The 18590-nt window shown below is 67.7% G+C and carries 10 protein-coding genes; 6 read left to right on the top strand and 4 right to left on the bottom strand.

Annotation, left to right across the window (positions count from 1 at the left end):
- Window positions 1-58: 58 nt before the first annotated feature.
- Window positions 59-11647, bottom strand: coding sequence for an autotransporter-associated beta strand repeat-containing protein (locus tag M1D55_RS05345; protein ID WP_456280304.1), 11589 nt, complete (start codon window positions 11645-11647; stop codon window positions 59-61).
- Window positions 11648-11955: 308 nt separating this feature from the next.
- Here M1D55_RS05345 and M1D55_RS05350 point away from each other — a divergent pair, with 308 nt between their 5' ends.
- From M1D55_RS05350 to phnE, 4 genes are all read left to right on the top strand, one after another.
- Window positions 11956-12156, top strand: coding sequence for a DUF2905 domain-containing protein (locus tag M1D55_RS05350; protein WP_023264972.1), 201 nt, complete (start codon window positions 11956-11958; stop codon window positions 12154-12156).
- A gap of 108 nt (window positions 12157-12264) precedes the next feature.
- Complete coding sequence (phnC, locus tag M1D55_RS05355) at window positions 12265-13116, top strand: phosphonate ABC transporter ATP-binding protein (protein WP_456280305.1); 852 nt, start codon at window positions 12265-12267, stop codon at window positions 13114-13116.
- 73 nt (window positions 13117-13189) lie between these two features.
- Window positions 13190-14170 (top strand): phosphonate ABC transporter substrate-binding protein, encoded by a 981-nt coding sequence (gene phnD, locus M1D55_RS05360; RefSeq protein WP_456280306.1) that lies wholly within the window; start codon window positions 13190-13192, stop codon window positions 14168-14170.
- Between the two features lie 75 nt (window positions 14171-14245).
- Window positions 14246-15055 carry a phosphonate ABC transporter, permease protein PhnE gene (gene phnE / locus M1D55_RS05365; RefSeq protein WP_456280307.1) on the top strand — a complete coding sequence of 270 codons (810 nt, stop codon included), beginning with the start codon at window positions 14246-14248 and terminating at the stop codon, window positions 15053-15055.
- A 37-nt stretch (window positions 15056-15092) separates the two neighbouring features.
- Here phnE and phnN read toward each other — a convergent pair whose 3' ends face one another.
- From phnN to phnF, 3 genes are all read right to left on the bottom strand, one after another.
- Window positions 15093-15695, bottom strand: coding sequence for a phosphonate metabolism protein/1,5-bisphosphokinase (PRPP-forming) PhnN (gene phnN, locus M1D55_RS05370; RefSeq protein ID WP_456280308.1), 603 nt, complete (start codon window positions 15693-15695; stop codon window positions 15093-15095).
- Window positions 15692-16423, bottom strand: a complete 732-nt coding sequence (locus tag M1D55_RS05375) for a DUF1045 domain-containing protein (protein WP_456281308.1) — start codon at window positions 16421-16423, stop codon at window positions 15692-15694. The genes phnN and M1D55_RS05375 overlap by 4 nt, the downstream gene beginning before the upstream one ends.
- Window positions 16424-16518: 95 nt before the next feature.
- A complete protein-coding gene (phnF, locus tag M1D55_RS05380) occupies window positions 16519-17253 on the bottom strand; it encodes a phosphonate metabolism transcriptional regulator PhnF (protein ID WP_456280309.1) in 735 nt (244 codons plus the stop codon).
- Window positions 17254-17442: 189 nt separating this feature from the next.
- Between phnF and phnG the strand changes: the two genes are divergently transcribed.
- Together phnG and phnH are read left to right on the top strand one after the other, a co-directional pair.
- Window positions 17443-17970 (top strand): phosphonate C-P lyase system protein PhnG, encoded by a 528-nt coding sequence (gene phnG, locus M1D55_RS05385; protein WP_456280310.1) that lies wholly within the window; start codon window positions 17443-17445, stop codon window positions 17968-17970.
- A 1-nt stretch (window position 17971) separates the two neighbouring features.
- Window positions 17972-18589, top strand: a complete 618-nt coding sequence (phnH, locus tag M1D55_RS05390) for a phosphonate C-P lyase system protein PhnH (RefSeq protein ID WP_456280311.1) — start codon at window positions 17972-17974, stop codon at window positions 18587-18589.
- Window position 18590: the final 1 nt, after the last annotated feature.

Here is an 18590-nt window from a genome sequence, read left to right on the forward strand (position 1 = left end):
GCTCCGTGGTCCGTCGATCTCGCAAGGCCGGGCCACAGGGGCCAAGCCTTGCGTACGGTCAGAACAACACCTTCAGCGAAGCCTTGACGGTCTGTGCCCGCGAGCTGCCAGCGAATTGGCCGCTGTAGCTGACACCCACCGTGGTGGCCTTGCCTACCTTCACGTCCAGCCCGGCATTGACCACGGCCGCATCGTCGGCGATCGGCACACCGGCCACGCCGAACTGGTCCGCGCCGCGGAACGCCAGCGTCGACATCGGCATGCGGTCGCCGAAGGCATGGCGCCAACCCAGCGAGCCGCGCAGCGTGCCGGTCAGGCGGCCCAGCGAGATGTCCGCCGTGGTGCGCAGGCCGAGCGTGCTGAACGTGACGTTGCTGGTATTGCCGGGGCTCGCCAGCGCCGCCGCCCCACCCTGCTCGTCGAATCCGCGGGTATCGAGATTGACGTGGGCGACATTGGCGAACGGCTCGTACGAATACCGGCCGGCATCGATGCGGTAGCCCAGGTCGCCGAAGACCTGCGCCACGCCGGCGTGGTAGTCCGCCTTCGCCTGATCGCGGAAACCGCCGAAGTTGACCGAGCGCGAAGTGCCGATGTCCTGCCAGGTATAAGCGGCACCGGTGCGCAGACCCAGCGCGCCCCATTGGCCGCCGCCGTAGATGCCGGCATGGTAGTTGTCGATCGAGCCGGATGAGTGGCGCGAATCGACGTCGACGTTGGTGTGGCTGTAGCCGGCCAGCACACCGACGCGCCAGTTCTGCGACACCGCGGAATCCGCGCCGAGCAGAATGCCGCCGGTAGCGCTGTGCATCGCGCCGGCATTGCCGTTGCCATCGTGACCGCCCCACGCGCCAAAGACGCGCACCCAGCCGCTCGGACGGCGCGACTCGGGACCGCAGTCGGCCGCGCCGCGCGCATCGCGCTTGTCCTGCTCCGAGCCGACCGCGCAGAACGCTTCGCGCAGACGATCGGTGGCTGCATCGCGAACAAAGCGGCTTTCCTCGATCGACGCGGTCCGGAGCGAGGCGTGGATCTCGCCGGACAGCTGGTCGAGCGCGTTGCGCGCCGCTGCGTCGTCGGTCAGGTTCAATACCGCGGTCTTCAGCGGATTGGTGTCGGTCAGGCTGTCGACACCGCGGCCCGCCGCAATCTGGTTGGGCGTCTGGCCGGCGCTGTCGATCGCGCGGGCTTGCTGCACGACCAGATAGGCGTTGTTGGCGTCGTAGTCGCCGCGCAGCCCCATGAAGGCGGTCACGGCCGTATCGCCGGTCAGCGTGAAGGCACCATGCAATCCGCCCGTCGCGGTCAGCACCGTGTAACGCGTGCCGGCCACATAGGCGGCGTTGCTGGTCTTGGTCACGTTCAGGCGCGCCCCCTCGGCCAGCGTGGCGCTGCCCGACACCGCGATGCGATCCGACGCGCTCGAAGTCGGATCGACATGCGCCTGGTAGGTGCCGTCCGCCTGCTGGACGTAGTTGCCGCTGACGGTCAGCGTGCCGCTGCCGTTGCCGGCCGGCGCGATCGTCGCGCCGCCGGCGACCGTGGTCGAACCCACGGTGCCGTTGCCGGCCAGCGTCGCGCCGCCCTGCACCGAGACCGGCGAGTTCGCGATCGCGCCGTTGATCGTCAGCGTACCGCCGGCCACCGTCGTCGGGCCCGTGTAGTCGCTGGTGCCGCCCAGCACCAGCGTGCCGGCATCGGTCTTGGTCAGGCCGGCGCTGCCGCTCAATGCCGCATTGATCGTCGCGACATAGTTGGCGCCATCGGCGGTGCCATCACCGACGCGGATGGTGGCGTCGCTACCGGTCAGCACGATGCGGTCGCCGTCGACGGTATAGCCGCCGGTGGCGAACTGCATGCCGGCCGCCTCCACCTGTCCCTGGCTGTTGTCGACCGTAACCTTGCCGGCGGTACTGGCGAAGACCGCGAAGCCGCCATTGCCGAATGCGGCATTGGCGCCGCCATCGGCCTCGGTCCAGTTGTCGTCGCCCGCGGCACGCCAGGTGCCGTCACCGCCGGTGATGCTGCCATCGCCGCGGCCGCCGGCATCGCCGTCCCAGAAGTTCAGCGCGTTGTTCGACGCGTTGACCAGGTTGACCTGCTGCGCAATCGATGTCTGCACGGTCGCACGCGAGCCGGTGGAGAGCGTGCCGAGACCCAGCGTGCCGCCGAGCAGATTGCCGCCGTAGCTGATCACGCGATAGACGCCCGGACCGAAGGCGCCACCCGCCGCGGTCTTGACGTTCAGCGTGCCGCCGAGGGTCAGGTCGCCCGCCACCTCGACCAGGTCGTTCAGCGGACCCCCAACGGTGTTGGCGCGCCCGAAGTCATAGTCGAGCGTCGCGCCGGCTTGCAGCGCCAGATCGCCATTGATCGTCAGCGTGCCAGGGTTGCCCGCCGCCGCGCCGGGCGACAGGGTCGCGCCGCTGGCCACTGTGACATCGCCACCGACGATGCCGGTGCCGCCGAGCGTGCCGGCGTTGACCGTGGTCGCGCCGGTCGCCAGCGACTGGTCGCCCTGAATCAGCAGCGTGCCATTGTTGACCGTGGTCGTGCCGCCGTAGCTGTTGGCCGCGGTCAGGATCGTCGTGCCCGCGCCGTCCTGGCGGACGCCACCGGTGCCCGAGACGGTGCCGCCGAACGTCACCGTGTCGGCGCGGTTGAACGCCAGCGTGCCGTTGCTGGTCACATCCCCGGCAATCATGCCGGTGGTGCCGCCATTGCCCAGCTGCAGCGTGCCGGCGTCGATCGTGGTGCCGCCGCTGTAGCTGTGGTCGGCCGTCAGGATCGTGGTGCCGCTGCCCGACTGCCTGACCGCGCCGCTGCCGGAGATCGTGCCGCCGAAGGTGTAGGCATCGCTGCGATCGAAGGCCAGCGTGCCGTTGTTGGCCACGTCGCCCGCCAGGCTGCCGGTGGTGCCGCCGGCGCCGATCTGCAGCGTGCCCGCGGCAATCGTGGTGCCGCCGGTGTGCGAGGCGTCGCCGGCCAGCGCCAGCGTGCCGGCGCCATCCTTGGTCAGCGCGCCGGCACCCGACACCGCGCCGCTCAGCGTCGCCGTGGTGCCCGCATCGGTCAGCATCGTGCCGTTGCCTTCCAGCGTCACCGCACGCGCGCTCGACAGGTCGGCCGTGGTCTGCAGCGTGCCGTTGTTCAGCGTCAGGCCTCCGGACGCATCGCCCAGATTGGCATCGGCCGAGATGCTGACCGTGCCGGCATTGATCCGGGTGCCGCCGGCGTAGCTGTTGGTGCCTTCGAGCACCAGCTTGCCCAGATCGGTCTTGACCAGTTCGCTGCCGCCGCTCAGGTTCGACGCAATGGTCGCGGTATAGCCCGCGCCGGCAGCGGTGCCGTCGCCGACGCGGATGGTCGCCTGCGTGCCGGTCAGGCCGATCCCATCGCCTTCGATCCGATACCCGTCGGCCGCGAACTGCATGCCGGCCACGTTCACGTTGCCCTGGCTGTCGTCCACCGTGACGGTGCCCGGCGTGCCCGCGAACACCGCGAAGCTCTGGTCCTGGAACGGCGCATTCGCATTGCCGGTGTCGGTGGTCCAGTTGTCGCTGGTCGGGCCGGCGTGCCAGGTGCCGTTGCCTCCGGCAATCTGGCCATCGTTCCTGCCGCCCGCGTCGCCGTCCCAGTAGTTCAGCGTCAATCCGGCGGTGTTGACCAGGTTGACCTGCTTGTCGATCGAGGTCTGGACAAAATAGTCCGGCGAACTGACCGTGACCGGGTTATTGACCAGCGTGCCGCCGTAGCTGATCACGCGATACAGGCCCGGACCGAAGTTGCCGCCCGCGCTCTCGGACACGTTCAGCGTGCCGCCCAACGTCAGGTTGCCGCCGACCTCGATCAGATCGTTGTAGGCACCGCCAACCACGCCGGCCTGGCCGAAGTCGTAGTTCATGTTGGCCGCCGACGCCAGCGTCAGGTCGCCGTTGATCGTCAGCATGCCCGGTACGTTGGTGGTGCCGCCCGGCGCCACGCTCGCGCCGTCGACCACGGTGACATCGCCGCCAACGATGCCGGTGCCGCCGAGCGTGCCGGCGTTGACCGTGGTCGCGCCGGTCGCCAGCGACTGGTCGCCCTGGATCAGCAGCGTGCCATTGTTGACCGTGGTCGTGCCGCCGTAGCTGTTGGCCGCGGTCAGGATCGTCGTGCCCGCGCCGTCCTGACGGACGCCACCGGTGCCCGAGACGGTGCCGCCGAACGTCACCGTGTCGGCGCGGTTGAACGCCAGCGTGCCGTTGCTGGTGACATCCCCGGCAATCATGCCCGTGGTGCCGCCATTGCCCAGCTGCAGCGTGCCGGCGTCGATCGTGGTGCCGCCGCTGTAGCTATGGTCGGCCGTCAGGATCGTGGTGCCGCTGCCCGACTGCCTGACCGCGCCGCTGCCGGAGATCGTGCCGTCGAAGGTGTAGGCATCGCTGCGATCGAAGGCCAGCGTGCCGTTGTTGGCCACGTCGCCCGCCAGGCTGCCGGTGGTGCCGCCGGCGCCGATCTGCAGCGTGCCCGCGGCAATCGTGGTGCCGCCGGTGTGCGAGGCGTCGCCGGCCAGCGCCAGCGTGCCGGCGCCATCCTTGGTCAGCGCGCCGGCACCCGACACCGCGCCGCTCAGCGTCGCCGTGGTGCCCGCATCGGTCAGCATCGTGCCGTTGCCTTCCAGCGTCACCGCACGCGCGCTCGACAGGTCGGCCGTGGTCTGCAGCGTGCCGTTGTTCAGCGTCAGGCCTCCGGACGCATCGCCCAGATTGGCATCGGCCGAGATGCTGACCGTGCCGGCATTGATCCGGGTGCCGCCGGCGTAGCTGTTGGTGCCTTCGAGCACCAGCTTGCCCAGATCGGTCTTGACCAGTTCACTCGTGCCGCTCAGGTTCGACGCCACCGTGGCCGTGTAGCCGGCGCCGACGCTGCTGCCATCGCCCACACGCATGGTCGCCTGCGTGCCGGCGAGCGCAATCTCGTCCCCCTGGATGCGGTAACCGTCGGAGGCGAACTGCATGCCCGAGGCTTGCACGGCGCCATTGCCGTTGTCGACCGTCACCGTGCCGGCGGCGCCGGCGAAGATCGCAAAGCTGCCGTTGGCGTAGACGCCGTTGATCGTGCCCGCCTCCCCGGTCCAGTTGCTATCGCCGGTGGCGCGCCATGTCCCGCTGCCGCCGTTGACCGCCGCATTGTTCTTCGGACCGGCATCGCCATCCCAGAAGTTCAGCGACAGCCCGTTGGCGTTGACGAGGTTCACCTGGTTGGCAATAGACGTCTGCAGCGAGAGCCCGCTCGACGGCGACAGCGTCGCGCCCTGGTCGTTCAGCGCGCCCGCATAGCTGATCACGCGATAGATGCCGGGCCCGAAGTTGCCTCCCGAACTTTGCGAGACGTTGATGGTGCCGTCCAGCGTCAGGTCGCCCCCGACGTTGACCAGATCGTTCCACTGGCCGCCGACCACGTTGGCCTCGCCGAAATTGACGTTGAGGTTGGCATTCGGACCCAATTGCAGGCCGCCGTTGATGGAGAGCGTGCCGGGTGCCCCCGCTGCGTTGCCGGGGCTGAGCGTGCCGCCGTCGGCAACGGTCACGGAGCCGCCGATGGTGCCGGTGCCGCCGAGCGTCGCGCCGCTGGCCACCGAAGTCGTGCCGGTGGCGCCGGACTGGTTGCCGTTGACCAGCAAGGTGCCCGACTGCACGTTGGTGGCGCCGGTGTAGCTGTTGGTGCCGGTCAGCGTGGTCGTCCCGGTGCCGATCTGGTTCACCGCACCGCTGCCGGAGATCGTGCCGGCGAAGGTGTACGCGTCGGACCGGTTGAACGCCAGCGTGCCGTTGTTGGCGACGTTGCCGGTCAGCGCACCCGTCGTGGTGCCGTTGCCGATCTGCAGCGTACCGGCATCGATGAGCGTGCCGCTGGAATAGGCATGATTGCCGGTCAGCGTCAGCACACCGCTGTTCTGCTTGTTCAGCGTTTCGAATGCGCTGACACGGGCGCCGTCGAGCGTCAGCGCCGCGGCGTTGTTGACGGCCAGCGTATCGGTGCCGGCGCCCCCGCTCACACCGGTGCCCGCCAGCGTCGCGCCGTCGTTGAGCCGCAGCGTGTCGTTACCCGCGCCGAGGCTCAATGCCGTCGCGCCGGAATCCAGGGTGCCGGCGACATTGACGGTATCGGCACCGTCGCCGAGGTCTCCCGTCGCGCGCAACAGGCCGCCGGTGCCGACCGTGATGGTGCTGGCACCGGCATCGCCGGTCAGCGCCGCGGCCGCGCCGGCGGCCCCCGTCATCGTGCCGTTCACCGTCAGCGCCGAGGCGCCGCTCATGCCGATGGTTGCGCTGGCCAGGCTGCCGTCGACCTGCAGCGTGCCGGCGCCGACGCGCGTGGCGCCGATGCTGTTGCCGGTCGAGGCCAGTACCGTGGTGCCCGTGCCGATCTGCGACAGCGCACCGGCGCCGCTCAGCGTGCCGTTGATATTGAAGGTGTCGCTGCGATTGACCGCCAGCGTCGAGGTCCCGGCGAAGACGATCACGTTGCCCGTGCCGACATTGCCGGACGTGCCGCCGTTGCCGACCACCAGCGTGCCATCGTTGACGACGGTATTGCCGGAGTAGCTGTTATTGCCGGTCAGCACCCAGGTACCGGTACCATTCTTGGCCAGCACGGTCTGGCCGGTGCCGTTGTCGCCAATGGTGCCCCCCATCGTGTTGTTGCCGGTGTTCGTCCCGCCCAGCGCGATGGTGCGGCCGGTATTGGTGCCGGTCAGCGTCACCGGACCGGTGTTGTCGAACACCAGCGCCCCGGTGCCCGAGGACTCGATGAAGGTCGTGCCGACGTCCAGCGTGAACTGGCGGTCGGTGGTATCGCCAGCGCCGGTGTAGCGCAGCGTCGAGCCATTGCCGATCACCAGGTTCGAGGCGGCACTGGACGAGTTCCCGATGCTGCTGGCCTGGTTGCCGTCGGCCAGCTTGGTCACGGCCAGCACGCCGCCGCTGATCGTGGTCGGTCCGCTGTAGTTGCTGTTGGTATTCTCGAGGACCCAGGTTCCGGCGCCGGTTTTGGTCAGCGCGGTCGTGCCCCCGCCACCGTCGCTGATCTGAGCCGCCAGGCCATTGTTGGCGGTGCTGGTGCCACTGAGCGTCAGCGTACGGCTGCCGGTGCCATCGAGGGTGGTCGCTGCCGTACTGGTGAAGCGCAGCGCGCCGCTGCCCGATGCATCCAGCGTGCCGCCTGCGGCGCCGAGCGTGAACTGGCGATTGGTGCTGTCGCCGGTGCCGGCGTACGACAGCGTGCCGCCGTTCAGCACCAGATTGCCGGCGCCCGCCAGCGACGCGCCAATCGAGCTGTTGACGCCGCCGTCCTTCAGCGAAGTAACCACCAGCGTGCCGCCGTCGATCCGCGTCGAGCCGGTATAGCTGCTGGCCGAGCCTGACAACGCTTGCGTACTGCCGGCGCCGGTCTTGACCAGGCCGCCGCTGCCGCTGATCGCACCGCTGAACGTCCTGGACTGGCCATGGCTGATCGCGAGCGTGCCGGAGCCGAGCGTCACATTGCCGGCGCCACCAAGGCTCAGCACCGTGTTGCTGAAGTTCGCAAGATCCGCCGTACCCGCGTTGACGATCAGCGCTCCCGTACCGAAGGCGCTCGTGGAGCCGGCGCGCACGGTGCCCTGCTGGATCGTCGTCCCTCCGCTATAGGTGTTGTTGCCGCTCAGCACCAGCGTGCCAGCGCCCAGCTTGACAAGCTGCCCGCCGCCGATCGCCTGCCCCTGGAACGTCAGCGTCGTGTTGGAATTCGCGACGCCGATCCACCCTCCAGTGGTGAAGCCGCGATCCGTGGTGACGCTGTTGCCCGTGTAGTTCAGCGTGCCACCGGCCAGTACCAGGTTGCTGGCGTCGGCGTCGGACGTACCGATGTCGCTGACCTCGCCACCGTTGGCCAGGCAGGACACATTGAGCGTGCCCCAGATCGTGGTCGGGCCCGCATAGGTGTTCTTGCATCCGCTGAAGGTTTGCGCGCCGGAGCCGAGCGTTACCCCGCCCGCACCGGCAATGATGCCGCTGAACGTGTTGCCGGTGCCGTCCATGATGTAGCGCGTCGTGGACAGGACACCCAGGTTCAAGGTGCCGTCGCCGGCGAGTCCGCCTGTCCTGACGTTCGCGATATCGGCGATGTCGAGCGTGGCCCCGCTGTTGACCGTCACGGGCCCGGTACCAAAGGGCTTTGCGGAGCCGGCCTGCAGCGTGCCCGCACTGACGGTGGTACCGCCTGTGTAGTCGTTCGTACCCGACAGGATCAGCGTACCGCCCCCGGTCTTCGTCAGCCCGCCGCCGCCTGTCGCGGTGCCGCTCAGGGTCAGCGCCGCCCCGGGGTCCAACACGCCGATGCCGCCGCCATTGGTCAGCGTGAAGCCGCGATCCGACGAGGTCGTCCCGCCCGCGTAGGCCAGTCTGCCGCCGTCCTGCAGCACGAGGTTGGACGAGGCGTTCGAGGAGGCGCCAATGCTGCTGTTGCTGCCGCCATTGGCCAGCGTGCCGACCTCGAGCGTGCCGCCATTGATCGTCGTCGGTCCCGTGTAATCGCTGCCGCCATTCGACAGTACCAGCGTACCGGGCCCACTCTTGGTCAGTCCCGCCCCATCCGGGCTTGTCACCACGCCACCGAACTGGAGCCGGGCCGCGGGGTCCGTGACGGCGATGGTTGCGCTGGTAACGGTACCCGAGCGTGCGATGGTAAAGCTGCGGTCGCTGACATCGCCATCGCCGGTGTATTCCAGCGTCGCGCCCTGGATGATCAGGTTCGAAGCCGCCGGGCCGGAGGCGCCGATGGAGCTGGCGGCCCCGCCGTTGGCGATCGTGTCGACGGACAGCGTGCCGCCGGCGATGGTGGTTCCACCCGTGTAGCTGTTCGCGCCGTTGTCCAGCGTGACCCGGCCCGTTCCGCCCTTGGTGAATCCGACCGACGCGCCCTGGTTGTCGGTGATCTGCGAAGCAATGGTGAAATTGCCGTCGCTGTTCTGCTGCACGCCGAGGATGCCGCCGCCCGTGGTGCCGGTGATCATGCCGCCGCTGATGGTCTGGTCGTTGGCGCCCACCGAAGGGGCGACGATGATCGTGCCGTCGACGCCGAGCGTCTGGCCGTCGGCGACTGTCACCGTCGTGGACACCGGCTCGGTGTAGCGCAGGCCCGCGAGCTGCACCGTGCTGCCGACGGTGCCGAAGAAGCCGTCGACGTCGGTGATGTACTGCCCCGCGCCCCAGGTGGCGGCGTCGTCCATGTCCGTATAGTCGGACTCGGTGAACGCGACGATGTTGCCCGCATCGACCTTGGCGTAGTCGGTGCCGTTGACGGTCGCCCAGCCGCCTACGGACGCGCTGTCGGTCTTGATATTGCCGCTGGTGGGAACCTGGAAGTCGACCAGGCCGCCATTGTGAGTGATCGTGCCGAGGTCCAGCGTGACGCTGCCACCGGTGCCAGCCACCGCGCCAACCGTGTTGCTGCCACCGTTGACGGTCAGGCCGGCCAGTTCCTGGGAATTGCTCTCGCCGTCGTCGCCAGTGACCAGCAGCGAGCCGCCAGACATGGTCACCGTCGAGGTGCTGGCCAGAATGTTGTTGGCCGGCGCGCTGTCAGGTGTGAAATCGAGTGCGAGCGTGCCACCGTTGATCTGCGTGGTGCCGGTGTAGGCGTTGGCGCCGCTGAGTGTCAGCGTGCCGCCGCCATCCTTGATCAGGTTGCCGGCACCCTGGATCGAGCCGGCATAGCTGCTGTTCGCACCCGTCACGATGTTGAGCGAAAGGTCGGCGCCGCCGAGCGCCACGCTGCCGCCGCTGCCGTTGAGCGAGCTGGCGCCGAGGTCATGACCGCCGAGATCCAGCGTGCCGCCATCGATGCGAACGTCCGTGGTCGTGCCGAAGGCGGTGGCGCTGCCCGCGCGCAGCGTGCCGTTGGTAACGGTCAGCTTGCCGGTGCGCGTATTGTTGCCGCTCAGCACCCAGGTCGCCGCGCCGTCGCTGACGAGATCGCCATTGCCTGCGATCGTCCCGCTGATGGTGTTGTCGGCGCCGGTAAAGCTGCCGCCCAACGTCAGCGTATCGGTGGGGGCCGCCGCATCGAAATTGACCGGGCCTGTCAGTGACAGCGCGCCCGTACCATCGTTGCTTATTGTCGCGGCCGTCGTGCCGGCGGTGATCGTCCAGGTACGGTTGGTGGCAGCGCCGGCACCGGTATAGCTGAGGACGCCGGCGTCGGTCAGCAGGACCGTGTTGCCTGTTCCCAACGAGCTGTTGGCACCGGCATTGGCAAGCGTGGAGGCCTTTACCGTGACGTTGCCGATCGAGGCGGGCCCTGCGAAGGTGTTGGCGCCGCCCAGCGTGACGGTGCGATTGCTGCCGCTCCCATCGAAGCGGAACAGGCGGGATGCGCTGCCGCTGCTGATGGTCCCCGTCAGTCCGAGGTCGGCCGTCTGGGCTCGAAACGTCATGGCAACCGGCACGGTGCTGCTGACCGAGATATTGCCGCTGATGTTCAACGCCCCCGTGCCGCCATTGATGAACAGCGTGCCGGATGGGGTAGACCCAGTCGTGAAGTGATCGATCGCCCAATCGCGATTGGAGCTGTCGCCGGTGCCGACGTAAGTGACACTGTCGGAGTACTGCAGCGCCGAGGTGAAGCGGATCGTGCCGTTGGGTCCGGTGCCAGCGCCCAGCGAACTCGCCTGCCCGTAGTCGCGCACGGAGGTGAATGCCACGGCCCCGTTCGACCAGAACCAGGCCTGGCCCGTAAAGTCATTGGTGTCGTCGGTCATCGCGACACCCGTGCCAATCTGGACCCCGCCACTGCCGGTGTAGTGCGCGTCGCCGACTCCCGCCCCCTGCACTGCCACCGAAGCGGACGGCCCGACCAGGTTGATCGTCCGCCCCTGCAGCGATCCGCTGGCGACCAGGCGGCCGGCATTCATGTTGACCACATTGCCGGCGCTGCCCAACGCCGCATTGCTGTTGACGTTCAAGGCGCCGTCATTGACGTTGACGCCCCCTGAGAATGTATTGGTACCGGTCAGAAACAGGGTTCCAGCGCCGGCCTTGGTCAGGCCGGTCGTGCCTGCAATGGCCGCGCCGATGGTGGCCGAGACGCCGGTATCGGTGGTAATCGTCGGTGCAGCGCCGGTCAATGTCAGCGGATTGCTGCCGGTCAGCGAATAGCCGTTGCTGCTGAATGTCAGGTTGTGGACGCTGATCGGCGTACCGATCGTCACCGCGCCGCCGGTCCCGGTGAAGATCGCATCGTCTCCCAGGCCGTTGTTCCATACCGAGTAAGGACCGCTGACACCATCGCTGTTCGGGCTCCAGCGGGATGTGCTCGTATCCCAGATGCCGGCCCCACCGACTCCGACGGCCGTTTGATTCGCGTCCCAATACCGCTGTTCGGCAAGGACGGGCTTCGCCAGCATGCCGAAGGCCGACAGGAACACGGCCAGCATCACGCCAGGGCTCGGCGCATGGAACAGATCAAGGGAAAGCGGCGGACAGCTGACCAGCTGCCCTTTCCAGCGGGTCAGCCGCCCGCCTCGCAGGAAACGCGACAGCGCCATCCTCCGAGCAGCGGCATTGACCTGCGAAGTGGGAACTTCGGACGAGACTTGCCCCTGGTTTGCCCCATGCTTGTGCATCCCGTTTCTCCTTTGTGACGGCGCCGCCGCTGGCTCGTACGGAAATGGCGCTCGGCTATGTTTTTTTGTAAGCAACTAGATACAAAGTATGTCAGAGGATTCTCACAACGAATGCGTCACACCGTGATATTCCGGATACGCTTTGTAAATAATTGTTACGACACGGACGCGAAGCCCCGTCTTTTTCAGATTTTTAAGATGAGATTTAAGCGACACCGAATACCGGGCCCCGGTACGTCGGCTGGCGAGCGTAAGCTCCACCCATACCGTCTGGTCCAATTCATCCGTCCGATCTGCTGCTCGCCGTCATGCAACGCGTTCTCGTCATCGCTGGGTTGATCCTCGTGGCCGTGGGTCTGTTGTGGCCATGGGTGTCGCGTCTGCCGTTCGGGCGCCTGCCCGGTGACATCCATATCGTTCGCGATGGATTCAGCTTCCATTTCCCGATCGCGACCTGCCTGCTGATTTCGCTGATCGTCTCCGTCGTGATCTGGCTGGTCCGCCGCTGAGGCAACCGACGACTTCCGGCGGTCGTTGCACATAAACGCCTCACCGGCGTCATCCCTCTGTCATTCCCTCGCTCCAGAATGCCCCGGTCATTCAGCAAGGGAGTCGACATGACCCATGCAATCGAAGTGCGCGGCGTCAGCAAGTCGTTCCGGGCCGACCGCAAGGCCCTCGACGACGTGACGCTGCAGGTGGCGCCCGGCGAAATGGTGGCGCTGCTGGGGGCCTCCGGCTCCGGCAAATCCACGCTGCTGCGCCATGTGGCAGGCTTCGTGGCCGCCGACAGTGGCGAGATCCTGGTACATGGCCGCGCTGTCCAGCGCGATGGCCGATTGGCTGCCAACGTGCGCAAGGCCCGCGCCGACATCGGCTTCGTGTTCCAGCAATTCAATCTGGTCGGACGTCTGCCGGTGATCACCAACGTGATGATCGGCATGCTGAGCCGCATCCCGAAATGGCGTGGCCTGCTTCGCTATTTCAAGGCCGATGAACTGCGCGCCGGGCTCGATGCGCTCGCGCAAGTTGGTATAGACGACTATGCGTTTCAACGTGCTTCGACGTTGTCGGGCGGCCAGCAGCAGCGCGCCGCGATCGCGCGGACGCTGGTGCAGAACGCCCGCGTGATCCTGGCCGACGAGCCGATCGCCTCGCTCGATCCGGAATCGTCGCGCCGCGTGATGTCGCTGCTGACGCAGATCAATCGCACGCACAAGGTGGCCGTGGTGGTGTCGCTGCACCAGGTCGACATCGCGATGCGCTACTGCCCGCGCGTGGTGGCGCTGCGCCACGGCAAGGTCGTCTACGACGGTCCGTCGCAGGCGCTGACGCAGGGCATGCTGCGCGATCTCTACGGCACCGAAGCGGACGAGCTGCTGCATGACCTGGTGCCCGACCGGATTGCAACGCCAGTCGACGGCGCGCTGGTACCGGCCACCGTCAGGATGGACCTCGCGGCCGCGTGAGCACCCTCCCTGATCCTGCTGCTTCTCGCTGCCGCACCGCATTCCCCACCCCAATTCCGCATCGGAGACCACCATGCTTCGCAGAACCTTCTTCGCGCTGATCGCATCGACCATCGTCGCCACCCCGGCCCTGGCGCAGGATTCCAGGCCGCTGAGCATCGGCTTCATCTCGACCGAGTCCTCGTCGAACCTGAAGACCGCCTGGCAGCCGCTGATCGACGACCTGAGCAAGACGCTGGGCGTGCCGGTCAAGCCGTTCTTCGCATCGGACTATGCCGGCATCATCGAAGGCATGCGCTTCAACAAGGTGCAGATCGCCTGGTTCGGCAACAAGTCGGCGATGGAGGCGGTCGATCGCGCCAACGGCGAGGTGTTCGCCTCGGTGATCGACAAGGACGGCAACCCGGGCTACTGGTCGTTGCTGATCGTCAGCAAGGACAGCGACCTGAAGTCGGTCGACGACGTGATCAAGCGCGGCAAGGAGCTGTCGTACGGCGCCGGCGATCCGAACTCGACGTCCGGCACGCTGGTTCCCGGCCACTACCTGTGGGCGGCGAACAAGGTCGAGCCGAAGACGCTGTTCAAGGCGGTGCGCATCGGCAACCACGAGGCCAATCTGCTGTCGGTGCTGAACAAGCAGGTCGACGTCGCGGTGAACAATACCGAAAACCTGGGGCGCTATCGCGTCAACACCGGCAAGGACCCGTACGAACAGGTGCGCGTGCTGTGGAAATCGCCGCTGATCCCGGCCGATCCGATGGTGTACCGCAAGGACCTGCCGGCCGAGCTGAAGAAGAAGATCCAGACGTTCTTCGTCAACTACGGCAAGGGCGCCGATGCCGCGCGCGAGAAGCAGGTGCTGGCCACGCTGACCTACCAGGGCTTCCGCCCGTCCAGCGATGCGCAGCTCGTGCCGATCCGGCAGATCGAGCTGGCCAAGGAGAAAGCCCGCATCGAATCGGACGGCACGCTGGGCGCCGCCGACAAGGAAAAGCGGCTGGCCGACGTGTCGCGCCGCCTCGCCGAACTCGACAAGGCCGTCAGCGCGCAGTGACCGCGCAGTGATCAGAATTAACGCAGGGCTCGCGATGTGCGGCGGCCCTGCCCCTGCCTTCTACGGATTGCCCTCATGACCGCCACCGCCAAGCCTGGCCTGCCTTCGCCGAACGCCAACGGCCGGCCGCCGCGCGCCTCCCTGTCCGCCATGCTCGTCTGGGCCATCGTGCTCGCGATGCTGGCGCTTTCCTGGCAGGGCGCCGACATGCGCCCGCTCGACCTGCTGCGCGACTCCGGCAACATGGCGCAGTTCGCCGCCGACTTCTTTCCGCCGGACTTCCGCGACTGGCGCCACTATCTCGACGAGATGCTGGTGACCGTGCAGATCGCGGTCTGGGGCACCGCACTGGCGGTCGCCGTGGCGGTGCCGCTGGGCCTGCTGTGTTCGGCCAATATCGTGCCGGCCTGGGTCTACCAGCCGGCGCGGCGCCTGATGGACGCTTCGCGCGCCATCAACGAGATGGTGTTCGCGATGCTGTTCATCGTTGCCGTCGGCCTGGGACCGTTCGCCGGCGTGCTGGCGATCTGGATCCACACCACCGGCGTGCTGGCCAAGCTGTTCGCCGAGGCGGTCGAGGCCATCGATCCCCGTCCCGTCGAGGGCGTGCGTGCCACCGGCGCGGGGAGGCTTGAAGAGATCGTCTACGGCGTGATCCCGCAGGTCCTGCCGCTGTGGCTGTCGTTCGCGCTGTACCGCTTCGAGTCGAATGTCCGCTCGGCGTCGGTGGTCGGCATCGTCGGCGCGGGCGGCATCGGCACTGTGCTGTGGGAAATCATTCGCAGCTTCCAGTACGCCCAGACCTGCGCCGTGATGATCCTGATCATCGCGTTTGTCACGGTGATCGACGTGCTGTCGGCGCAGATCCGCAAGGTGCTGGTCTGAGGACGGCCGGCACCGCTTCCGTAGCGGACTTCGGCAATCAGCGTGCTTCGCCCGCCGGCCTGATGGCCGGCGCCATGCCGATCGCCTTTGCCATCGCCTCGGCGGCCGAGTGCAGCGCCCCGCTGTTGTCGATCTCGACAAGCCGGCAACCGGCCGGCACATCGAACGAAGCGGTGGCACGCGCCAGGCGCCGTGCGATCGCCTCCTCCGATTCCCGGCCACGCTGGCGCAAGCGTGCGGCCAGCACTTCCGGCGATACCCGTACATGGAGCGCGCTCAGGTTCGGATAGCGCGCCACCGCTTGGGGCAGGTACTCACGCGAGCCGTTGACGACGACCTTGATGCCCCGTGCCAGCCACTGCTCGATCTCGATACCGATGCCGTAGTGCAGGCCATGGCTTTGCCAGTGCATCGCCATGCAGCCCAGCGCGACGCGGCGCTGGAATTCCTCGATGGTCAGCGAGACCGACGCTTCGTTGGCATCCGCCGGACGCGTGATATAGCGATGCGCGACGACCAGGCGATCATCGCTGCCGTGTCTCGTGTGCAGGGCCCGCAGCAGCGAGTCCTTGCCGCTGCCCGATGGGCCCATCAGATAGAACAGGCCGGCGCCATCCACGCCATGATTTGCCGCGCTCATGCCGACAGGTACGCCGCGCCGGCGCCATCGCGAGATTGCCCATCGAAGCCGTAGTGGCGCGCTGCGACGAACGCGGCGCCGGGCTCGGGCTGCACGAACACGCTGACGCTGTCCACGTGAAGCGGAGTGTCCAGCAGCGCGCCGGCCGCCATCGACAGCTGGGCCAGCGCCGCGGCCTGCCGCTCCGCGTCCAGCATGCCGGTCAGCGTGATATGGAAGGTAAAGGTCTCGAACAGATAGGGATAGCCCCAGTCGAGCAGCATTTGCCGTTCCAACGCTGACAGCCGTTCGGGGTTGCGCCGCGCGATCTCGTCCGGCGTCGGCGGCGCGCGGAACCGGTCCAGTTCGCGCACGCTGGCGTCGGCAAGCTGATGCATCAGTGCCACGGCCTCGCGCCGATCCGCCAGGCACCACGCAACAAAACCGCGCAGCGCGCGCAGTGTCAACGGAACCTCGAACGGCCGCCGACCGCGCGCGAACTGGCGCATGGCCTCGTCCAGCATCGCGGGGGCTGCGCCTGCGGCCAAGCGGAACGGCGGCTTCAGCGTCGCGTGCAGGCCGTAATGGGCTGGCGCCCCGACCCACTCGGCCGGCCGGGCCGCCATTTCGGGAAGCAGGGGCACCGCGGCACCTGTGTCCGCGTCGCGGCCGAGCCAGTGTTGGCCGAAGGTCCGGAACGGCTCGTTGGGGGCAAGGTATATGGCGTATCGATGCGCCGGCATGGTCAGGTTCGTGGGCTTGTCCAATCGGCAGGCTAGCGCGGCAAGGTGACAGACGGATGTCTAGACCAATCGACCAGCATGCCATCGGCTCGCGCGGCGGTTCAGTCGTTATCCGATACGGTCAGCTGAACCCAGTCGCCGGCAAACCGCGTGACGCTGTACTGCACCGGCGCGCCGTCGATATCGATGTTCAACGCCTCGACCTGCAGTACGGGCCTGGTCTTGGGCTGGTTCAGCAGCCGCGCCACCGGCGCGCTAGGCAGCGCCGCCGTGATCCGCGACCACTTGCGAGTGTAGTCGGCGATGCCGCATTGCGCGAGGGCGCGCGAAATCGAGCGCTGCTCGCGCAGCAGGTCCGCGAGCTGCGGGAAACGCTGGTAATCGAAATAGTGCTCGGCCACATCAATGGGACGGCCCTCGGCCTTGCCCACCATCTGCACATGCAGCACCGGCGCCGTGCGCGCCAGGCCAAGATGCCGGGCGACCTCGGGCAGACGGCTGACCTGGCTGCCGACCACTTCGGTATGGCCGCGCATGCCTTGCGCCGCAAGGTTCTGCGAGAAACGGGTACGCCGTGCGATCGCGTAGTCGATCGCATGCTCCTGCACGAAGGTGCCGCGCCCCTGCTCGATCCGCACCAGGCCGCTCTGCTCGAGCTCGCTCATGGCACGCCGCACCGTATGACGATTGACGGCAAACCGCATCGCGAGCTCCGACTCGGGCGGTAGCTGCTCGCCCGGCCCGTACAGCTTCTTGCGGATGTCGTCGGCCAGCGCTTCCCCGATCTGGCGCCATACCGCGACACCCGAACCCCGTTCGACTTCTCGTTCCGACATCGTTGTTGTTCCTCTGGTCGTTGTTCGCTGTCATTCAGCGGCAATCGCATCGTGCGATTGTGCCCGAGCCGCATGCCCTCGTGCGCGGTGTCCGATCACGATCCGGGCTCGTCATCAAACGGTCATCCCGCCGTGGTCTAGTAGCGCCGTGTTGTTTCAGCTCACATCTAAACGTATAGACGTATAGGGATGACGATGACAGGCAAGATCGGCGAAAGCGGCCAGATCGGCGATACCGCCGACGCTTCCCGGGCCGCATGGCTGCGGATTCTGGCGCTGGCGGACACCGACGCGCTAACCGGCGCCTACCGGCAGTTGGGCCAGCAGGCACCGCTGCCGGCCTACCGGCTGCTGCGCAAGCCGGAATCCGGCATGGCGATGGTGCGCGCGCGTACCGGCGGCACCGGCGCGCAGTTCAATCTCGGCGAATTCACGGTCACGCGCTGCGCGGTGGTACTTGAAGCTGAAGCGAGCGCTGCGTCCACCGAAGAGCCAGCGGTCGCCGGCGTGGCCTATGCAATGGGCCGCTGCCCGCGCCATGCCGAACAGGCGGCCGTCCTCGATGCGCTGCTGCAGCGGCCCGAGTGGCATGCCCGCGTACAGCAGATCGTGGTCGAGCCTCTGGCACGCGCGCTGGCCGAACGCGCCGCGACCGAAGCCGCTACCGCCGCGCAGACCCGCGTCGAGTTCTTCACGATGGCCCGCGGAGACGACTGACATGCCGACCTTGCATACGATGTCCGGCCAGACTACCGCGTCGCTGCTGCCCGGCTTCGACAATCCTGTCGACGACGCGCAACTGGTCTTTCGCGCGACGCTGCAGGCGATCTCGCATCCCGGCCGCATCGAAACGCTGAGCGCCGATTGCGGCGTGCCCGACGGCCTGTCGCCGGCGATGACGGCGCTGCTGCTGACGCTGGCCGACCCCGATACGCCGGTCTGGCTGCCGGCCGACGTCGCCGCATCGATCGGCGGTTTTCTGCGCTTTCACTGCGGCTGCCCGCTGGTCGACGAGGTCGCGGCCGCGCAGTTCGTCTGCGCACCGGCCGGCCATGACATGCCGGCGCTGCACCGCTGCGCGCAGGGCGATCCCGCCTTTCCGGACCGCTCGGCCACGCTGATCGTCGAGGCCGATTCGCTCGACGTAGGGGACACGCTGACGCTGCGCGGCCCCGGCATCGAGACCACGTGCACGCTGCGTGTCGGCGGCTTGCCGGAAGACTTCCGCCGCCAATGGCAAGCGAACCATGCCGGCTTTCCGCTGGGCGTGGACCTGCTGCTGACCGCCGGCGCGCGGATTTGCGCGCTACCGCGCACCACACTGGTGGAGGACTGAC

This window comes from Cupriavidus sp. JZ107, assembly GCF_053903255.1.

Bases quoted from the DNA above. Each gene is read 5' to 3' on its own strand.
- phnC (WP_456280305.1), top strand. From the start codon at position 12,265: ATGACCCATGCAATCGAAGTGCGCGGCGTCAGCAAGTCGTTCCGGGCC.
- phnF (WP_456280309.1), bottom strand. From the start codon at position 17,253: ATGTCGGAACGAGAAGTCGAACGGGGTTCGGGTGTCGCGGTATGGCGC.
- M1D55_RS05345 (WP_456280304.1), bottom strand. From the start codon at position 11,647: ATGCACAAGCATGGGGCAAACCAGGGGCAAGTCTCGTCCGAAGTTCCC.
- phnD (WP_456280306.1), top strand. From the start codon at position 13,190: ATGCTTCGCAGAACCTTCTTCGCGCTGATCGCATCGACCATCGTCGCC.
- phnN (WP_456280308.1), bottom strand. From the start codon at position 15,695: ATGAGCGCGGCAAATCATGGCGTGGATGGCGCCGGCCTGTTCTATCTG.
- phnG (WP_456280310.1), top strand. From the start codon at position 17,443: ATGACGATGACAGGCAAGATCGGCGAAAGCGGCCAGATCGGCGATACC.
- M1D55_RS05350 (WP_023264972.1), top strand. From the start codon at position 11,956: ATGCAACGCGTTCTCGTCATCGCTGGGTTGATCCTCGTGGCCGTGGGT.
- phnE (WP_456280307.1), top strand. From the start codon at position 14,246: ATGACCGCCACCGCCAAGCCTGGCCTGCCTTCGCCGAACGCCAACGGC.
- phnH (WP_456280311.1), top strand. From the start codon at position 17,972: ATGCCGACCTTGCATACGATGTCCGGCCAGACTACCGCGTCGCTGCTG.